The 18,598-nt window shown below is 74.6% G+C and carries 16 protein-coding genes; 11 read left to right on the forward strand and 5 right to left on the reverse strand.

Annotated features, from left to right (window positions below; all coding sequences use genetic code 11):
- Positions 1 to 200: 200 nt before the first annotated feature.
- Together ACZ6Y7_RS17415 and ACZ6Y7_RS17420 are read left to right on the forward strand one after the other, a co-directional pair.
- Complete coding sequence (locus tag ACZ6Y7_RS17415) at positions 201 to 1,247, forward strand: C40 family peptidase (protein ID WP_465758731.1); 1,047 nt, start codon at positions 201 to 203, stop codon at positions 1,245 to 1,247.
- A gap of 35 nt (positions 1,248 to 1,282) precedes the next feature.
- The gene (locus ACZ6Y7_RS17420; RefSeq protein ID WP_465758732.1) at positions 1,283 to 2,452 is read left to right on the forward strand and encodes a hypothetical protein; all 1,170 of its coding nucleotides are present in this window, start codon (positions 1,283 to 1,285) and stop codon (positions 2,450 to 2,452) included.
- Between the two features lie 97 nt (positions 2,453 to 2,549).
- Here ACZ6Y7_RS17420 and ACZ6Y7_RS17425 read toward each other — a convergent pair whose 3' ends face one another.
- Positions 2,550 to 3,920: a glycosyltransferase 87 family protein gene (locus ACZ6Y7_RS17425; RefSeq protein WP_465758733.1), complete on the reverse strand. Its 1,371-nt coding sequence runs from the start codon at positions 3,918 to 3,920 to the stop codon at positions 2,550 to 2,552.
- A 217-nt stretch (positions 3,921 to 4,137) separates the two neighbouring features.
- Between ACZ6Y7_RS17425 and ACZ6Y7_RS17430 the strand changes: the two genes are divergently transcribed.
- On the forward strand, positions 4,138 to 5,274 hold the full coding sequence (locus tag ACZ6Y7_RS17430; RefSeq protein WP_465758734.1) for a glycosyltransferase family 4 protein: 1,137 nt from the start codon (positions 4,138 to 4,140) through the stop codon (positions 5,272 to 5,274).
- A gap of 92 nt (positions 5,275 to 5,366) precedes the next feature.
- Here the strand turns inward: ACZ6Y7_RS17430 and ACZ6Y7_RS17435 are convergent, their stop codons facing one another.
- Complete coding sequence (locus ACZ6Y7_RS17435) at positions 5,367 to 7,160, reverse strand: AMP-dependent synthetase/ligase (RefSeq protein ID WP_465758735.1); 1,794 nt, start codon at positions 7,158 to 7,160, stop codon at positions 5,367 to 5,369.
- 335 nt (positions 7,161 to 7,495) lie between these two features.
- Here ACZ6Y7_RS17435 and ACZ6Y7_RS17440 point away from each other — a divergent pair, with 335 nt between their 5' ends.
- From ACZ6Y7_RS17440 to ACZ6Y7_RS17460, 5 genes are all read left to right on the forward strand, one after another.
- Positions 7,496 to 7,957, forward strand: coding sequence for an SRPBCC family protein (locus ACZ6Y7_RS17440; RefSeq protein ID WP_465758736.1), 462 nt, complete (start codon positions 7,496 to 7,498; stop codon positions 7,955 to 7,957).
- Positions 7,958 to 7,981: 24 nt separating this feature from the next.
- Complete coding sequence (locus ACZ6Y7_RS17445; RefSeq protein ID WP_465758737.1) at positions 7,982 to 9,154, forward strand: ArsA family ATPase; 1,173 nt, start codon at positions 7,982 to 7,984, stop codon at positions 9,152 to 9,154.
- A gap of 175 nt (positions 9,155 to 9,329) precedes the next feature.
- Positions 9,330 to 9,728 carry a DUF5304 family protein gene (locus ACZ6Y7_RS17450; protein ID WP_465758738.1) on the forward strand — a complete coding sequence of 133 codons (399 nt, stop codon included), beginning with the start codon at positions 9,330 to 9,332 and terminating at the stop codon, positions 9,726 to 9,728.
- Positions 9,729 to 9,920: 192 nt separating this feature from the next.
- A complete protein-coding gene (locus ACZ6Y7_RS17455; protein WP_465758739.1) occupies positions 9,921 to 10,865 on the forward strand; it encodes an ROK family glucokinase in 945 nt (314 codons plus the stop codon).
- Between the two features lie 133 nt (positions 10,866 to 10,998).
- Positions 10,999 to 11,805 (forward strand): endonuclease/exonuclease/phosphatase family protein, encoded by an 807-nt coding sequence (locus tag ACZ6Y7_RS17460; RefSeq protein ID WP_465758740.1) that lies wholly within the window; start codon positions 10,999 to 11,001, stop codon positions 11,803 to 11,805.
- A 228-nt stretch (positions 11,806 to 12,033) separates the two neighbouring features.
- On the opposite strand, the gene ACZ6Y7_RS17465 is transcribed toward ACZ6Y7_RS17460, so the two are convergent.
- The gene (locus ACZ6Y7_RS17465; RefSeq protein ID WP_465758741.1) at positions 12,034 to 12,762 is read right to left on the reverse strand and encodes a hypothetical protein; all 729 of its coding nucleotides are present in this window, start codon (positions 12,760 to 12,762) and stop codon (positions 12,034 to 12,036) included.
- Positions 12,763 to 12,772: 10 nt separating this feature from the next.
- Positions 12,773 to 13,567, reverse strand: a complete 795-nt coding sequence (locus tag ACZ6Y7_RS17470; RefSeq protein WP_465758742.1) for an alpha/beta hydrolase — start codon at positions 13,565 to 13,567, stop codon at positions 12,773 to 12,775.
- Between the two features lie 191 nt (positions 13,568 to 13,758).
- Between ACZ6Y7_RS17470 and ACZ6Y7_RS17475 the strand changes: the two genes are divergently transcribed.
- Genes ACZ6Y7_RS17475 through ACZ6Y7_RS17485 form a run of 3 tightly spaced genes read left to right on the forward strand, consistent with a single transcriptional unit; the run spans position 13,759 to position 16,531 of the window.
- The gene (locus ACZ6Y7_RS17475; protein WP_465758797.1) at positions 13,759 to 14,586 is read left to right on the forward strand and encodes a lysophospholipid acyltransferase family protein; all 828 of its coding nucleotides are present in this window, start codon (positions 13,759 to 13,761) and stop codon (positions 14,584 to 14,586) included.
- A 29-nt stretch (positions 14,587 to 14,615) separates the two neighbouring features.
- Positions 14,616 to 15,836 carry a MacS family sensor histidine kinase gene (gene macS, locus ACZ6Y7_RS17480; protein ID WP_465758743.1) on the forward strand — a complete coding sequence of 407 codons (1,221 nt, stop codon included), beginning with the start codon at positions 14,616 to 14,618 and terminating at the stop codon, positions 15,834 to 15,836.
- Positions 15,833 to 16,531, forward strand: a complete 699-nt coding sequence (locus ACZ6Y7_RS17485; protein WP_465758744.1) for a response regulator — start codon at positions 15,833 to 15,835, stop codon at positions 16,529 to 16,531. The genes macS and ACZ6Y7_RS17485 overlap by 4 nt, the downstream gene beginning before the upstream one ends.
- A gap of 86 nt (positions 16,532 to 16,617) precedes the next feature.
- On the opposite strand, the gene ACZ6Y7_RS17490 is transcribed toward ACZ6Y7_RS17485, so the two are convergent.
- Positions 16,618 to 18,555 carry an anthranilate synthase family protein gene (locus ACZ6Y7_RS17490; RefSeq protein WP_465758745.1) on the reverse strand — a complete coding sequence of 646 codons (1,938 nt, stop codon included), beginning with the start codon at positions 18,553 to 18,555 and terminating at the stop codon, positions 16,618 to 16,620.
- Positions 18,556 to 18,598 lie beyond the last annotated feature (43 nt).

The following is an 18,598-nucleotide window of genomic DNA, read 5'->3' on the forward strand; positions in this document are numbered from 1 at the left end:
GTCTTCCGTCACGGAAGGCCGGGCCTGCGGCTTTGCCGGCGGCTCGGGCTGATGTCCGATTAGGGGTCGAATATTCGGGTCCGGAGGGGTTTGGACTCGCTTGCCCGGACTCGCTAACGTCTGCCACCGGACTCCCGCTGAGGACCGCGCGCAGTGGTGCGGCGGCGGGACCGCGCCGCAGGATTGGAGCCGCTGCCGCCATGCCCGTGCACCGCCGTTCCCAACTGCTCGCCCGTGCGCTGGTGCTGACGGCGGCAGCCACCACCGCGCTGGGCGTGGCGACCAGCGGCAGCGCCCAGGCCGCCCCCGGCAGCCCGGACCCGGCGGACCGCAAGGACGTCAAGGCGCAGGTCGAGCAGCTCTACGACGAGGCCGAGCAGGCGTCGGAGAAGTACAACGCCGCCCAGGAGGCCCAGCGGAGGCTCCAGGGCGAGACCACGATCCTGCAGGGCGAGATCGCCGTCGCCCAGGACCAGCTCAACGAGCTGCGCGGCGACCTGGCGACCGTGGCCGGGGCCGAGTACCGCGGCGGGGGGATGAACCAGACCGCCCAGCTGATGCTGTCCCCCGACCCGGAGGGCTACCTCGCCCGCGCCCGGACGATGAGCCAGGCCTCGGAGCGGCAGCAGGAGACGCTGCACGAGCTGGTCACCCGCCAGCGCCGGCTCGACCAGCGGCGCACCGAGGCGACCGCCAAGCTCGCGGAGCTGGAGGAGGCCCGCCGCTCGCTCGCCGACAGCAAGCAGCAGATCCAGCAGCGGCTGGCCGCGGCGCAGAAGCTGCTCAACAGCCTGGGCAGCGCCGAGCGGGCCCGGATGGCCGCCCAGGACGCCCGGGAGGCCGAGCAGCGCGCCACCCGCGGCCTCGACCGGCTGGACCTCGGCACCACCCCGCCCGCCTCCGAGCGCGGCGCGGCGGCGCTGGCCGCCGCGGTGCGCATGATCGGCTCCCCGTACGTCTACGGCTCCACCGGGCCCCGCTCGTTCGACTGCTCCGGTCTGATGTACTACAGCTGGCGGCAGGCCGGAGTGACCCTGCCGCGCACCTCGCAGGCCCAGGCGTACGCCGGCCAGCGGGTCAACCTCTCCGAAGCGCGACCGGGAGACCTGGTGATCTTCTACCGGGACATGCACCACGTCGGCATGTACGCCGGCGGCGGTGTGATCGTGCACGCCCCCTACCCGGGCGCCAAGGTGCGCTACGAGAGCGTCAACGCCATGCCGGTCTCGGGGGTGGTCCGGCTCTGAGCGCGTCGCCGTCCGGCACCGCCGGACCCGACCCCGTGCCCATACCCCGCCGCGGGCTGTCCCGGCGGGGTGCGCTGCTGCTCGCCGCCGGAGGGCTGGCCCAGCTGTCGCTGCCGCCGCTCGCCCCGGCGGCGGCACCGGCCCGGCAGGAGGCCGACCGGCGGACGGAGGCGGCGGCGGTGCTCGCGGAGCGGGCGCGCTCGCTGGCCGCCCGGTCGGGGCTGCCGGTGGCCTCGGCGGCGTACCGCAACCTGGTGGTGCTCGACGCGGGCGGCGGGCCGGACCGGCTGACCGCCGCGGCCGACCTGGCGGTGCGGATCGCCGGGTACGACGACGACCCCGTGGTGTACCCGCGCCGGATCGAGCTGGCCCGGGCCCGGGACGGCTGGCGGGTCGAGCGCGAGGAAAGCGCGAGCGGGCCGCCGGCGCTGTGGGACTTCGGGCCGGCGCGGTCGGCGGCGGGCGAGCGCTGCCTGGTGCTCGGCTCGGCCGACGGCCCCGACCCGGCCGGGCTGGTCGCCGTCGGGGACCGGGCGGTGCCCGCGGTCGAGGAGGTCTGGGGTGACGCCTGGGCCGGCCGACTGCTGCTCGAACTGCCTGCCACCGAGGAGCAGTTCGCCCGGCTGCTGGAGGGCGACCCGGCCGCCTGGTCCGGCATGGCGGCGGTCACCGTGGCGGCCCCCGGCGCGCCCCGGCACACCCCGGCGGACCGGGTGCTGGTCAACCCCGAGGCGTACGGGCGGCTCAGCGGCTTCGGCCGGCAGGTGGTCGTCACGCACGAGGCCACCCATGTCGCGACCAGGTCCGACACCAGGCCGTGGACACCGCTGTGGCTCTCCGAGGGCGTCGCCGACTGGACCGCCTACCGCGACTCCGGCCGCGGCCCCCAGCAGATCGCCCCCGAGCTGGCCCGGGACGTGGCCGCCGGGCGGCTGCCCGCCGACCTGCCGGAGGACCGGGCCTTCGCCGCCGGTGCCACCGGCATCGCCCAGGCCTACGAGCAGTCCTGGCTGGCCTGCGAGCTGATCGCCCGCCGCTACGGCCCGCAACGGCTGGTCGCCTTCTACCGGGCGGTCGGCGCGGCCGACGGATCGGGCGAGGACCGCGAGCGCCGTACGGACCGGCTGCTGCGGGTCGAACTGGGCGTCGGCCTGGTCGAGTTCACCCGGCTGTGGCTGGCCGAGGTGGCGGCACTGAAGGACTGATGCCCCCGGGACGCCCGCCGGACGCCCACCGAACGTCCCCTGGCACCGCCAACCCGCCGACCTGCCGACACCCCCCGCCGCCCCCGGGGAGACCGGCTCAGCGCCGCTGCTCGGCCGGTGCGCCGGGACGGTCGATGCCGTCCAGCAGGTCCTGCTCGTACGCGATGCCCGGACGCACCGGGTAGCCGGAGGCCGGCAGCGCGGCGGGCTCGCGGTCCAGCACCACGGTCGCCGGCAGCGGCGCCTCGCCGCGGGTGGAGCGCCAGAGCCGGAGGCAGGAGAGCACGGTGGCGGCCACCAGCAGCAGGTTGCGCGCCGCCAGGACGGCGATCGCGGCCGGGTCGCTGGCCAGGACCTGGGTGAACATGGTCGGGAACTCGACCAGCGTCAGCGGGCAGGCGAGCAGGATCAGCAGGGCCACCGGCCGCTGGCTGGTGCCGCGCACGGTCAGGCAGACCGCCGCGACGCCGACCAGCCACACCAGGTACTGCGGGCTGATCACCCGGCTGGTCACCACGAAGACCAGCAGCGCGCAGAGCGCCGCGTCGTACATGGTGGCCGCGTTGCGGCGCTGGGAGGTGAAGCGCCACAGCAGCAGCCAGAGGAAGCCCAGCACGGTGCCGGCCATCATCACCTTGCTGACCACCGGGACCCACGGCCCGAGCATCTCGGGGGAGCCGTAGTTCATGGTGACCTTGCCGTCCCAGCCGCCGGCGATCCGGGCGAGGTGCAGCGGCAGCGCGCCGACCGACTCGACCTCGATGCCGCGCTCCTTCTGGAAGGTCAGGAAGTCGAAGGCGCCGTTCATGCCCGCCGCGAGCAGGAAGCCGATCGAGACCGCGGTGGCCCCCGCGAGCGTCCAGGAACGGCGGGTACGGCGGCCGGAGGGGGTGCCGATCAGGCCGAGCAGCGGCCAGACCTTGACGATGCCCCCCAGGCCGAGCAGCAGCCCGCCGACGGCCGGGCGGCGGATCAGCGCCAGCAGCCCGGCCAGGGCGACCGCGGTGACGATGACGTCGAAGCGGTTGTAGATCATCGGGCCGAGCAGCGGGACGCCCACCACCCACATCCAGGCGCCGGTCAGCGCCCGGCCCCGGCGCAGGCCGGTACGGACCAGCAGCGCGGCCGCGGCGGCGTCGGCGATCCCGCAGATCACCCAGAACGAGACCAGGTACGACCAGGGCAGCAGGCCCGGTAGCAGGATCACCAGGGCGGCGCCCGGCGGGTACTGCCAGGTGACGTCGTCGAACGGGAAGGTGCCGGTCTGCAGCACCCCGTACCAGGCGTGGTAGATCATCCACACGTCGGCGGTGACGTCACCGCCGGGCGGCTTCAGCACGCCGGTGACCAGCAGCACCAGCAGGGTGCGGGTGGCCACCCAGGTCGCGCCGAGAGCGGCGAGCGCCCCGAGCGGGCGGCCGAGACGGCCGCGCGAAGAACCGGGCTCGGTGGCCGGGGCCAATTCCACTGCGCTCCCTCGTTCGTCTCGGACGTCCCCACCGGAGGCGTCGTACCGACGGACGCCCGGGCCGCGTTCTGGTGCGGCGGCCTAGGTACTAGGACTGACCCGGGGGTCAAACGGTTGCCGTGCACGGTTCCGTTCCCGGCGGGTCATGGTGTTGACCTATCGTACGGATCACCCAGCGGTACACCGCGCACCCCCCGACCGAGCGAGCCGTGGCCCGATGCACAGAACCTTGATCGTCACCAATGACTTCCCGCCGCGTCCGGGGGGCATCCAGGCCTTCGTCCACAACATGGCCGTCCGTCAGCCCGCAGGGAGCGTGGTGGTGTACGCCTCGACCTGGCGGGACGGCAGCGAGGTGCGGCGCTTCGACGCCGAGCAGCCGTTCCCGGTGATCCGGGACCGCACGAAGGTGATGGTTCCCACACCCCGGGTGACCCGGCGGGCCGCCGAGATCCTGCGCGCCGAGAAGTGCGACTCGGTCTGGTTCGGCGCCGCCGCGCCGCTCGGCCTGATGGCGCCCGCGCTGCGCCGGGCCGGGGCCGGGCGGCTGCTCGGCATGACCCACGGGCACGAGGCCGCGTGGGCCCAGCTTCCGGTCTCCCGGCAGCTGTTGCGCCGGATCGGCGCGGGCACCGACGTGCTGACCTACCTGGGCGAGTACACCCGCTCCCGGATCGCCGCCGCGGTGGGGCCGCAGGCCGCGGACCGGATGGTGCAGCTGCCTCCGGGGGTGGACGAGACGGCCTTCCACCCGGACTCCGGGGGCGCCGAGGTCAGACGCCGGCTCGGGCTGGCGGACCGGCCGGTGGTGGTCTGTGTCTCCCGGCTGGTGCCGCGCAAGGGTCAGGACACCCTGATCGAGGCGATGCCGCAGATCCTCGCCGACGTGCCGGACGCCGTGCTGCTGATCGTCGGCGGCGGCCCGTACCGGGCGGACCTGGAGAAGCTGGCGGACGCCAGGGGCGTACGGGACTCGGTCCGGTTCACCGGCTCGGTGCCGTGGGAGGAACTGCCCGCCCACTACGGTGCCGGGGACGTCTTCGCGATGCCCTGCCGGACCAGGCGCGGGGGGCTGGACGTCGAGGGCCTGGGCATCGTCTACCTGGAGGCCTCGGCGACCGGCCTGCCGGTGGTCGCGGGGGACTCCGGGGGTGCCCCGGACGCGGTGCTGGAGGGCGAGACCGGGTACGTGGTGCCCGGCGGCTCGGCCCCGGCGACGGCCGAGCGGATCGTCCGGCTGCTGCGGGACGAGGAACTGCGCCGGCGGATGGGCGAGGCCGGTCGGCGGTGGGTGGAGCGCTCCTGGCGCTGGGACCTGCTGGCCGGACGGCTCACCTCACTGCTGGAGGGCTGAGGGCCGCGGGCCCGGCCCGCGCCACGACGGGCCCCGCCTCCTTCCTGGGGAGGCGGGGCCCGTCGTCGTCTGCGGCCGGCGCGCGGTGCCGGTCACTTCTGGTAGAGGGCCTCGATGTCGGCGGCGAAGTCCTTCAGCACGACGTTGCGCTTGAGCTTCAGCGAGGGCGTCAGGTGGCCGCTCTCCTCGGAGAACTCGGTGTCCAGCAGGCGGAACTTCTTGACCGCCTCGGCGTGCGAGACGGCCGCGTTGCCGTCGTCCACGGCGGACTGCAGGGCGGCCAGCAGGTCCGGGTCCGCGGCGAGGTCGGCGACGGTGGCGTCGGCGGGCTTGCCGTTGAGCTCCTTCCACTTCGGGAAGAAGTCCGGGTCGACGGTGATCAGGCAGGCGATGAAGGGCTTGCGGTCGCCGACCACCATGACCTCGCCGACCAGGGCGTGGGCCCGGATCCGGTCCTCGATCACGGCCGGGGCGACGTTCTTGCCGCCGGCCGTGACGATGATCTCCTTCTTGCGGCCGGTGATGGTCAGGTAGCCCTCGGAGTCCAGCGAGCCGAGGTCGCCGGTGGCGATCCAGCCGTCCTTGAGGGTGTCGGCGGTGGCTTGCGGGTTGTTCCAGTAGCCGGTGAAGACGTGCGGGCCCTTGAAGAAGACCTCGCCGTCCTCGGCGATCCGGACCGAGGCCCCCGGCACCGGCTGGCCGACCGTACCGATCTTCGGCTTGTCCCACGGGTTGAAGGCGGTGGCCGCACAGGTCTCCGTCAGGCCGTAGCCCTCCAGGACGGTGAAGCCGATGCCCCGGTAGAAGTGGCCCAGGCGCTCGCCGAGCGGGGCGCCGCCGGAGATGGCGTGGGTGGCCCGGCCGCCGAGGGCGGCGCGCAGCTTGCTGTAGACCAGCTTGTCGAAGACCGCGTGCTTGAGCCGCAGGACCAGGCCCGCGCCGCCGGCGTCCAGCGCCCGGCTGTAGGCGATCGCGGTCTCGGCGGCCTTGTCGAAGATCTTGCCCTTGCCGTCCGCCTGGGCCTTGGCGCGGGCGGTGTTGTAGACCTTCTCGAAGACTCTGGGCACGCCCAGGATCAGGGTCGGCTTGAAGGCCGCCAGCTCGGCGGTGACGTCCCGGATGTCGGAGACGTGGCCGAGCTTGATCGGGGCCATCGCCGGGGCGATCTCGGCGATCCGGGCGAGCACGTGGGCCAGCGGCAGGAAGAGCAGGACGGAGCTCTCACCGGTGCGGAACAGCGGGGCGAGGCGCTCCACCACGTTGCCGCACTCGGCCAGGAAGTTGCCGTGGGTCAGCTGACAGCCCTTCGGGCGGCCGGTGGTGCCCGAGGTGTAGACGATGGTGGCGATCGAGTCGGAACCGGCCGTGGCGCGGTGCTCGGCGACGGTCTCGTCCGGGACCTCGCGGCCCGCCTCGGCCAGCGCGGCGATCGCGCCGCGCTCGATCTGCCAGGTGTGCTTCAACTCCGGCAGGCGGCCGCGGACCTCCTCGACCACCGCGGCGTGCTGGTCGGTCTCGGTGAGCACGGCGACCGCGCCGGAGTCACCGAGGATCCACTCGACCTGCTCCGCCGAGGAGGTCTCGTACACCGGCACGGTGACGGCGCCGGCCGACCAGATCGCGAAGTCCAGCAGCGTCCACTCGTAGCGGGTCCGGGACATGACGCCCACGCGGTCCCCGGGGCGGATGCCGGCGGCGATCAGGCCCTTGGCCGCGGCCTGCACCTCGACCAGGAACTGGGCGGCGGTCAACTCCTGCCACTGGCCGTCCACCTTGCGGCTGAGCACCGCGACGTCCGGGTGCCGCTCGGCGTTCTGGTGCACGAGGTCGGAGAGGTTACCGCCGCTCGGTACCTGGTAGAGGGCCGGAAGGCTGAAGTCGAGCAAGACTGCTCCTCGTTCGCGACGCTGCGGGACGGCAGGACGTTACTGCCCGGTAGGCAGCTTCGACCAGGGGGGTCGGCCCCGGTGTTCGAAGTGTCACACCCGGCCGGGTCCGACCAGGCCGTGACCGGGTCGTTCGAATGGCACCCTACGACAGCCCCCCGGTGACCGGTCGGTAGCATGCTCGGCCGACCTGGACGGGAGTCCCGCGGACGCCCACGGGGCACGGCCCGCGCCGCTGACCCGATCGCCGGGCGCGATAGCCTGCTCCGGGCGGACCGGGCCGAGCGCGCCCCGGCCGGACCGGCAGGCAGAGTGACGACGCGGAGGGCCATTCCATGGCGGAGCACACCAGGTCGAGCATCACCATCGACGCGACCCCGGCCACGGTCATGTCCGTGATCGCCGACTTCGCCGCGTACCCGTCCTGGACCGGCGAGGTCAAGGAGATCGAGGTCCTGGAGACCGGCGGGGACGGCCGCGCCGCCCAGGTCCGGCTGCTGCTCGACGCCGGCGCCATCCGCGACGAGCACGTCCTCGCCTACACCTGGGACGGCGACCGCGAGGTCTCCTGGACCCTCGTGCGCAGCCAGATGCTCCGCTCGCTCGACGGCTCGTACACCCTCGCCCCGCTGGCCGGGAACCGCACCGAGGTGACCTACCAGCTCGCCGTGGACGTCAAGATCCCGATGCTCGGCATGATCAAGCGCAAGGCCGAGAAGGTCATCATCGACCGGGCCCTGGCCGGGCTGAAGAAGCGGGTCGAGGAAACCTCCGGCACGACGCCCTCCGAGGGCTGACGGCACGGAACGGGGGCCGACGGCATGACGGCGACACGCACCATCCTGGTCAGCGGCGACACGGGCGCGCCCGCGGTGGCCGCCGCCACCGCCCTGCACGCCGCCCGGCGCGGCCACCGCACCTGGCTGCTGGCCGCCGACGACCCGCACCGCGCGCTGGACTCAGTCCTCGGCACCCGGCTGGAGCCCGAACCGCTCCGCCACGCGCCGGGCCTGACCGTCTCCCGGATCGACGAGCAGGCCGCCTTCCGCTACGCCGTCGGCGAGCTCACCGGCCGGCTCAAGCCCGCACTCGACTTGCTCGGCGCCGAACAGCTCGACCCCGAGGAACTCACCGCCCTCCCCGGCATCGCCCGGCTCGCCCTGCTGCGCGCCCTGCCCGCCGCCGACCAGGACGTCCTGGTCGTGCTGGCCCCGCCGCCCGCCGAACTGATCGCCACCCTCGCCCTGCCCGAGCAGCTGACGCGCTACCTGGACCGGCTCGTCCCCGAGCAGCGGCAGGCCGCCCGGGCGCTGCGACCGCTGCTGGCCGGCCTGGCCGGGGTCCCGATGCCCGCCGACTGGCTGTACGAGGGACGCGCCAAGGCCGCCGCGGCGCTCGCCGAGTCCCGGGCCGCGATCACCGACCCCGGCACCAGCGTCCGCCTCGTCGTCCCGGCCGACGGTCACCCGTACGAGGGGCTGCGCCGCATCCGCGCCGGGCTCGCCCTGTACGGGCACCGGCCGGACGCCGTGGTCGTGCACGGCGCGCTGCCCGAGGCCGCCGCCTCCTCGCCCGACCCCTGGCTGGCCGCGCTGGCCCACCGGCGGCAGGAGGAACTGGCCGGGCTCGCCGCCGAGACCGACGCGCCCGTCCTGGTCACCGGCCTGGCCGACGCCACCCTGGAGGCCGTCGCCGACCGCCTCTACGGGGACGGCCCCGGGCCCGAGCGGCTCGACCCCGCGCCGTGGACGGTCGAGGACCGGCTCGCCGCGGACGGCCTGCTGGTCTGGCACCTCGACCTGCCCGGCGCCGACCGGGCCGAACTGGACCTCGTCCGCCGGGGCGACGACCTGGTCGTCGGCCTCGGCTCCCACCGCCGGGTGCTCCCGCTGCCCTCCGCGCTGCGCCGCTGCACGGTGGCCGGGGCGGGACTGCGGGCCGGCGTGCTCTCGGTGCGGTTCGCGCCCGACCCCGCGCTCTGGCCGCAGGGCTGACGTGCCGCCCGGCCGGGCCGCTCCGGCCGGGCCCCGGTCGGCACCCCCGGTCGGCGTCCGAGGACGGGCGGTCCGGGCGGTCCGGGCTTTCCGGCCCCTACGGGCCGTGCGGGCGGTCGGGTAGCGTCGGGCCGGAGGGCCGCGGGGTGCGGCCACGGCTGAGGAGGCGCCCGCGATGACCAGCACCGACGACCGCACCGAGCCCGCCGGGGACCGCACCGAGCCCGCCGGGGACCGCGCCGGGGCTCAGGATCACCCGTTCGGGCCGGAACTCGGCCCGCTGGTGGACGAGGTGCGCCGGTTCGCCACCGCGCTCGGCGAGAAGGCCCAGGAGACCAGCGCCACCACCCTGATCACCCTGTCCGGCCTGGCCGACCGCCTGCGCACCCAGCAGCCGGAGGTCTACTCCCACCTCGCCGCCGCCGGCTCCGGGATCGCCGCCGCGGGCGCCGAGCTGCTGGCCGCCTACCGCGCCGCGGTGGCCGGGCACGAGGGCCGCTGGACCGCCGGGCCCGGTGCGGCCGCCGAGAAGATCGACCTGGACGGGCCTGACGAGGCGTCCGCCAAGCAATGAAACCGTAACTTTCGGAGGGTGATCGCGTTGCTCCGATACGTCACGAAGAAGGAGATTAGATACGACTTTTGAAGGATTGCGGCCCAGTTGTCCCAGGATTGTCTTCGGATAATGTATGCGAGGCTGTGTACGGGGGCATGGTTGGGCGGTACCGTTCCGTCCAGCGGGAACGAGTGAATAGCTGAGGGACACATGGCTCTGACCATCGGCGTCGATGTCGGCGGGACCAAGATCGCGGCAGGCGTGGTCGACGAGGCGGGCGCGATCCTGGCCCGGACCAGGGTGCCCACCCCGGCCGACCCGCAGTGGGCGGTCGACGCCATCGCGCAGGCCGTGCGCGAACTCAAGGAGCAGCACCCCGGCGTCACCGCGGTCGGCGTCGGCGCCCCCGGCTTCGTCGACAGCAACCGCTCCACGGTGATCTTCGCGCCCAACATCGACTGGGAGAACGAGCCGCTGCGCGGCCGGATCGAAGAGCTCACCGGCCTGTCCGCGGTGGTCGAGAACGACGCCAACTGCGCGGCCTGGGCCGAGTTCCGCTTCGGCGCGGCCGCCGACCACCAGGACATGGTGCTGATCACCGTCGGCACCGGCATCGGCGGCGGCATCGTCCTGGACGGCCGGCTGCACCGCGGCCGCTTCGGCGTGGCCGGCGAGATCGGCCACCTCAACATGGTCCCGGACGGCCTGCCGTGTGGCTGCGGCGGCAAGGGCTGCTGGGAGCAGTACGGCTCCGGGCGGGCGCTGCGCCGCTACGGCCGGGAGAAGGCGGCCGCCGAGCCGGTGCGCGGGCGCCGGATGCTGGAACTCAACGACGGCGTGGCCGAGACCATCCGCGGCATCCACATCACCGAGGCCGCCGAGTCGGGCGACCCGCTCGCCCTGGAGTGCTACGCCGAGCTGGCCGACTGGCTGGGCCGCGGCATGGCCGACCTCGCGGCGCTGTTCGACCCGGGCGTCTTCGTGCTCGGCGGCGGCGTCTCCGACTCCGGCCGTCTGCTGCTCGACCCGGTCGCCAAGGCCTTCGAGCACTACCTGACCGGCGGGGTGCACCGCCCGCGCGCCGAGGTCGTGCTGGCCTCGATGGGCTCCGCCGCGGGCATCGTCGGCGCGGCGGACCTCGCCCGCACCCCCTGAGGTTCACACCCCGAGGACTCCACCCCCCTCCCAGCCCGCCGGCGGCGGTGCGACCGGGCCCCGACCAATCCCGGACGCGCCGCCGCCGTCGCATTACCGTCCTCAGGGTGACGACGTACCGGGGAGGGCCTTGATGAGCACCGCGACCGAGCACACCACCACCGAGCACACCGCCGAGCGCGCCGCGGCCGAGCACACCGCGGCCGCCGAGGCGCTGCCGCCGTCCGGCCCGCGCCGGGTGCGCCTGCTCAGCTACAACATCCGCTCGCTGCGGGACGACCGGCGGGCGCTGGTCCGGGTGATCCGGGCCTGCGCGCCCGACCTGGTCTGCATCCAGGAGTCACCGCGCTACTGGCGCCCCGAGGGCCAGGCCCGGTGGCTGGCCCGGCACACCGGTACGGTCGTCCTGGCCGGCGGGGGCCGCACCGCCGCCGGCCCGCTGCTGCTCGGCCGGCCCGGCGCGGTGGAGCCGCTCGGCGTGCACGACCGGCTGCTGCCCAAGAGCCGCGGACTGCACGCCCGGGGCTTCGCCACCGCGCTGCTGCGGCTGCCCGGCTCGGCGCCGTTCACCCTCACCAGCTGCCACCTGAGCCTGGACGCCGAGGAGCGGTACGGGCAGTTCGAGCTGCTGCTGGACCAGCTCGCGATCGCCGAACACGGCGTCGTGGCAGGGGACTTCAACGAGCACCCGGACGGGCCGGGCTGGCGGCTGCTGGCCTCCCGGCTGCAGGACGGGTACCCGACCGCGCCCTGGGGCGGCGAGTTCACGTCCGTCCCGGAGCGCCCCTACCAGCGGATCGACGCCGTCTTCGCCACGCCCGGGATCAGCGTCCTCGCCTGCGGGGTGCCGCACGGGCTGCCCGGGGTCACCGAGGCCGACCTGCGGGCCGCGACCGACCACCTGCCGGTGCTCGCCGTGCTGGAGCTGCCCGAGAGCTAGGGCGCGTCTGACAATTCGCGTCGGATCAGCGCGCGGCGTTGGGGTGCGTGCATCGCAAGGCGGAGGATGGGGGTACCTCCCGGCCGGAGGCTGGGGGAGAGTCCATTCGGTGGGGGCACCTCCCGGCCGGAGGCTGGGGGACATCGGCGACCGACGACAACGCGGCGAGGTGCGTGCCCCGGCGTCGCGCGCCCGGCGGGAATTGTCAGACACGCCCCAGGCCCTGCGTCAGACCACCGCGCCGTTGTCCGGGTCCTCCGGCTCGTCCTCGTCGCGGTCCCGCATCCGGGCGACCAGGGTGACGAAACCGCCGAGGAAGGCGGTGATCCCGACCCAGGCGGGCCAGCCGGAGATCTCCCGCCAGACCACCGCGTCGACCAGCAGCAGCGCGGGGCCGCCGAGCACGGCGAGCCAGGCGAACTTGGCGGTGACGTCGGCGGGGGGCAGCGGCGGGGGCTCCGGCGGGACGTAGTGGTCCTCGTCGGAGGCCTCGGCCAGCTCGAAGTCGCGCGGGCCCGCGCCGGCGGCCGGCAGGACCGGGCGGCCGGACCGGGGCCGGGGCTGCGGGGCGAGGTCGGAGAGGTCGTCCGGCTCGCCGCGGCCGTCCTTGTAGCCGCCCTTGCGCTCGTTCTGGGCGCGGAGGTTCTCGACCTCGGGCCAGTTCGGGTTGTTGAGGTCGACCGGGTCGTCGAACTGGGCGACCAGGGCGGCGAAGATCTCGTCCTGCTCGGCCTGGCTGCGTTCGGGCGCGCGACGCGGCCGGGGCTCGGCCGGGGTCTGTGCCGCGGCGTCCGCGGCGGCCTCCTTCGCGGGCGGGGGCGTCACGGCGCCGTCCGCGCCGGTACGGTCCGTCGGCGCACCGTCCGCGGCGGCACCGGCCGCGGCCCCGCCGTCCTTCGTCGCGCCGTCCTCGCGGGGAGCCTCGTCCCCGCCGCCCGCCGTGCTGCTCTCGTGCACTTCCGGCCCTTCAGCCATGGTGATCGTCCGATTCGACCCGGGCCGTGCCCGCCGCGTGCGCGGGGGTCAGCCGTCGGATGAAGTCCTGGGCGGCCGCGAATATTTCCGCCGCGTCGTGGTCCAGCGTCGCGACGTGGAAGCTGCGTCGGCACAACCGCTCCGTCACGTCGGTCGAGGATATCCGGGCCAGCACCAGGTCCGAGTTGGCCGGAGAGACGACGTGGTCCTGCGGACTGTGGAAGAGCAGCACCGGCTGGGTCACCTCCGGCAGGAGGCGCTGGACCTCCCGCCACAGCCGGCTCAGCGACCAGGCGGCGTGCAGCGGGGTCCGGTCGTAGCCGAGTTCGGTCACCCCTGGCTTGGCGATGTCGTTCGCGACCCCGGCCAGGCTCGGCACGAGGTGGCGCAGCACCGGAAGCAGCACACTCGCGGGGGTGTCCGAGCGCACCGACGGGTTGACCAGCACCAGTCCGGACACCGTCGGACCGTGCAGCGCGGCGAGCCGCAGTGCCAGCGCGCCGCCCATCGACAGCGCGCAGACGAAGACCTGTTCGCACTCGTCCGCGAGGACCAGCAGCTCCCGCTCGACCTCGGCGTACCAGTCCTCCCAGCGGGTCAGCTGCATGTCCTGCCAGCGGGTGCCGTGCCCCGGCAGCAGCGGCAGCGAGACGGTGTACCCGGCCGCGGCCAGCTCCTCGGCCCACGGGCGCAGCGACTGCGGCGAGCCGGTGAAACCGTGGCAGAGCAGCACCCCCACCGGTCCGCCGCGGTGGCGGTACGGTTCGGCACCGGGCAGCAGCGGCATGGCGGACTCCTTCGCGGGCGAGTGGCGCTGGGGGAGGGGACGCTGGAGGGGGAGCTGCAGGAATTCGCATCGTCCCACGCCCCGCGCGGGGTCGTACACCCCCTACGGCGGGGCCGGGCACAGCCGACCGCCGCGGGGCATTAGGATCGACCGGTCCGCATAACAGGAGGCCCGGGTTGTTCTACCGACTGATGAAGATGATCGTCGCGCCACTGCTTCGGATCTTCTTCCGGCCGTGGATCGAGGGTGAGGAGAACATCCCCACCGAGGGTGCGGCGATCATCGCGAGCAACCACCTGTCCTTCTCGGACTCGTTCTTCTTCCCCGCGCTGATCAAGCGCCGGGTGACCTTCATCGCGAAGGCCGAGTACTTCAACACCCCGGGCCTCAAGGGCCGGTTGACCGCCGCGTTCTTCAAGGGCGTCGGCCAGCTCCCGGTGGACCGCTCGGGCGTGCGCGGCGCCGGCGAGGCCGCGATCCGCAGCGCCATCGCGGTGCTGGAGCGGGGCGAGCTGTTCGGCGTCTACCCCGAGGGCACCCGCTCGCCCGACGGCAAGCTGTACCGCGGCAAGGTCGGCGGCCTGGCCCGCGTCGCGCTGGCGACCGGCGCCCCGGTGATCCCGGTCGCCATGATCGACACCGAGAAGGTGCAGCCGCCCGGCCAGGTGGTCCCCAACTTCGGCATCCGCCCCGGCATCCGGATCGGCCGCCCGCTGGACTTCTCCCGCTACCACGGCATGGAGAACGACCGCTTCATCCTCCGTTCGGTGACGGACGAGGTGATGTACGAGATCATGCGGCTCTCCGGCCAGGAGTACGTGGACATCTACGCGACCGCCGCCAAGCGGCAGATCGCCGAGGACAAGAAGAAGGCCGACGCCGAGCGCCGCGCCGCCGAGAAGGCGGAGAAGGCGGAGCGGGCCGAGGCGGAGAAGGCCGAGAAGGCGGAGCGGGCCGAGGCGGAGAAGGCCGAGAAGGCCGGGAAAGCGGAGAAGGACAAGGAGACCGGCTCGGCCTGACGGCCCGGCCGGGCCCGGGGGGAGGGTCGATGACGGACGGCGGCGGCAGAGCCGGCGCGGTGGGCGGCACGGTGGCGGCCGGCGGGATGTCCGTCGAACTCCCGCTGTGGCGGGCCATCTCCTACTTCCGGGTGCTGGCGCTGATCTACGCGCTGCTGCGGTACGTCAACTCGTACCTGCACTTCCTGCACCCGGTGGCAGGCTGGATCTTCCTCGGCGCGCTGATCCTGTGGACCCTCGCGACCACCCGGGCCTTCGCCGACCCCCAGCGCTGCACCTGGCCCGTCCTCGGCGTCGACCTCACCCTCGCCGTCACCGGCATCGTGATGAGCGGCCTGACCGACGCCCCGGCCCGGATCAGCCACGGCGCGCCCACCCTGCCCACCATCTGGGCTGCCGGGACGGTGCTCGGCTGCGCCGCGAAGGGCGGCTGGCGCCCGGCGGCGGCCGCGGGCTCGGTGATCGGCGTCGCCAACATCCTCGGCCACGGCGGGCCGACCGGCGACAACATCCACAACATCGTGCTGCTGATGGTCGCCGGGTGCGCCGTCGGCTACGTGATCGAGCTGGCGCGGGCCAGTGAGGCCACGCTCACCCGGGCGCTCCAGGTCGAGGCGGCCACCCGGGAGCGGGAGCGGCTCTCCCGGGACATCCACGACGGCGTGCTGCAGGTGCTCGCGCTGGTCCAGCGGCGCGGCGCGGAGCTGGGCGGGGGGACGGCCGGCGGCACCGGCGGCGGCGCGGACTTCGCCGAACTGGGCCGACTGGCCGGGGAGCAGGAGCGCGCCCTGCGCACGCTGATGACCGGCGGTCCGATCCCGGCGCAGCGACCGCCGGAGCCCGACGCCGCCGAGCCGCGCGACCTGACCGCGCTGATCCGCCCGTACGCCGACGAGCGGATCACGCTCTCCGCCCCCGGCACTCCGGTGCTGCTGCCCGGCCCGGCGGCGGCCGAGCTGGCGGCGGCGGTCGGCGCGGCGGTCGACAACGTCCGCCGGCACGCCGGGGAGGGAGCCCGGGCCTGGATCCTGGTCGAGGACGAGCCGGAGGCTGTCACGGTCAGCATCCGTGACGACGGGCCGGGCTTCGCCCCCGACCGGCTGGGCGAGGCGGAGCGGGCCGGCCGGCTGGGCGTCTCCCAGTCCATCCGCGGCCGGCTGCTGGATCTCGGCGGCACCGCCGAGCTGTACTCGGCGCCCGGGGAGGGCGTCGAGGTCGAACTGCGCGTCCCGAGGAAGGCCACGCCATGACCACCGACCAGCCGATGACCGATCAGCCGACGACCGACCGGCCGGTGCGGGTGATGGTGGTGGACGACCACCCGATGTGGCGGGACGCCGTCTCGCGCGACCTCGCCGAGGCCGGTCTGGACGTGGTGGCCACGGCGGGCGACGGCGAGGAGGCCGTCCGCCGCGCCCGCGCCTGCACCCCGCAGGTGGTCGTGCTGGACCTCAACCTGCCCGGGCTGCCCGGCGCGGAGGTGTGCCGTCAGGTGGTGGCGCACGACCCGGCGGTGCGGGTGCTGGTGCTGTCGGCCAGCGGCGAGCACCAGGACGTGCTGGAGGCGGTGAAGTCCGGCGCGACCGGGTACCTGGTGAAGTCGGCCGGGCGGGAGGAGCTGCTGGACGCGGTGCGGCGCACGGCCGTCGGCGACGCCGTGTTCACCCCGGGTCTGGCCGGCCTGGTGCTCGGCGAGTTCCGCCGGCTGGCCGCCGAGCCGGCCCCGGCCTCGGCGCCGGCCGCCCCGCAGCTGACCAACCGGGAGACCGAGGTGCTCCGGCTGGTGGCCAAGGGGCTGTCGTACCGCCAGATCGCGGACCGGCTGGTGCTGTCGCACCGTACGGTGCAGAACCACGTGCAGAACACGCTCGGGAAGCTGCAGTTGCACAACCGGGTGGAGCTGGTCCGGTACGCCATCGAGCAGGGACTCGACGACGGGGCGTGAGACCGGACGTGACCCGGTCGGCCCCGGGCGGCGGGCGTCCGCCCGGGGCGTGTCCGGTTCCGGTCGGCCCGCTGCCGGGCCGGGCGTCAGCGCCGTACGGCCGCGGCCTCGCGCAGCAGGCCCGCCACGATGTCCACGCCCTCGCGGGTGAGCACCGACTCGGGGTGGAACTGCAGGCCGGCGAAGCCGGGCCCGCGCAGGGCGTGGACGTCGCCGGTGGCGGCGTCCCGGGCGACCTCGACGCCCGCGGCGCCGAGCCGGAGGGCATCGGCCTCCGAGCAGCGCGCGGTGAAGGTGTTGTAGAAGCCGACCGTCCGCTTGGTGCCGAACAGGTCGATGGACTCCTGCGCCCCCTGGTAGGGGACGGCCTTGCGGCCCAGCGCCAGCCCGAGTTCGGCGCAGAGCAGCTGGTGGCTGAGGCAGACCGCGAGCAGCGGGGCCGTCCGGGCGCCGGAACGGGCGGCGGCCAGCGCGTCCGCGACGATCGGCCGCAGCACGGCCATCTTGGGGTCGTCGGCGAGCCCCGGGTCGCCCGGGCCGGGGCCGAGCACCAGCGGGCCGCGGTGCGCCGCGACCCGTGCGCGCAGGCCCGGCTGGTCGTAGCGCGCGACCGTCACCCGGTGGCCGAGCGAGCCGAGCAGGTGGGCGAGCATCGAGGTGAAGGTGTCCTCGCCGTCGACGACCAGGGTCGGCTCGGTCTCGGTGACCGGGTTCGGCGCCTGCATCCGCAGCCAGAACGGCGCCAGGCCGGCCCGGCGGGCGTCGAGGGCGGCCTGCACCCGGTGGTCGTCGGCGAGCCGCGGGCCGGTGGGGTGGGGCAGCCGGCCGGGCACCGGCCGGGCACCGATCGCGGTGAGCACTCCGGCGGCCTTGGCGTGGGTCTCGGCGACCTCGGACTCCGGGACGGAGTGCCGGACCAGGGTGGCGCCGACCCGGACGACCAGCCGGCCGGTGGCCGGGTCGATGTCGGCGGTGCGGATGCAGATCGGCGAGTCCAGCAGTTGCCCGCCGCTGGCGGAGCGGCCGATCAGGGCCAGCGCGCCGGAGTAGTAGCCGCGTCCGGTGGGCTCGTGGCGCCGGATGACCCGGGTGGCGTTCTCGACCGGGCTGCCGGTGACGGTGGCCGCGAACATCGTCTCGCGGAGCACCTCGCGGACGTCCAGCGAGGTGCGACCGCGCAGCTCGTACTCGGTGTGGGCGAGGTGCGCCATCTCCTTGAGCCGGGGCCCGAGCACCTGGCCGCCGAGGTCGCCGACCGTGCACATCATCTTGAGCTCCTCGTCCACGACCATGGTGAGCTCCTCCAGCTCCTTGGGGTCGTGCAGGAACCGGAGCAGCGAGTCGAGGTCGGAGCCGGCCGCCGGGTAGCGGTAGGTGCCGGAGATCGGGTTCATCACGACGGTGCCGCCGCTCTGCCGGACGTGCACCTCGGGGGAAGCGCCGACCAGCACCTTCTCACCGGTGTGCACCAGAAACGTCCAGTAGGCGCCGCGCTCCTGCTCCAGCAGCCGCCGGAACAGGGTCAGGGCGAGCTCCGGCCCGAAGTCCTCCAGGGTGGCGTGGAAGTCGCGCCGGATCACGAAGTTGGCGCCCTCGCCGTTGCCGATCTCGTCCTCGATCACCCGGCGGACGATCGCGGCGTACGCGTCGTCGTCCACGTCGAACGCACCGCCGGTGAGCGAGACGGGCGACTGCGGCAGTGCGGTGGTGAATTCGGCCAGGGGGAGCACGTGCTGCTCGGCCACCGCGAGGGCCTGCAACGGGGTCCCGTCGTCGTGCGCCTCGAACCCGCGCTCGCGGATCTGCCGGTACGGGACGAGTGTGAGCAGGTCGTGCACCGGCGCGCCGCCTGCCGGCACGCCGCTGCGCACGGGGAGGTCGGCGAGGCGCTCGTAGCTGTCGACGGTGCCGAGCAGGACCTCGACGGTGTCCGGGGCGAGGCGGGGGGTGCGGCGGTGCAGCAGGGCGAAGGCGGGGGCGCCGGGAGCGGTGAGACGGGCGAGCAGGTCGGCGGCGGTGGTCACGGGTGCGGCTTCCTTCCGGGGTGGATGGCGAGGGGCGGTGCTG

Source organism: Kitasatospora sp. NPDC053308 (assembly GCF_055585785.1).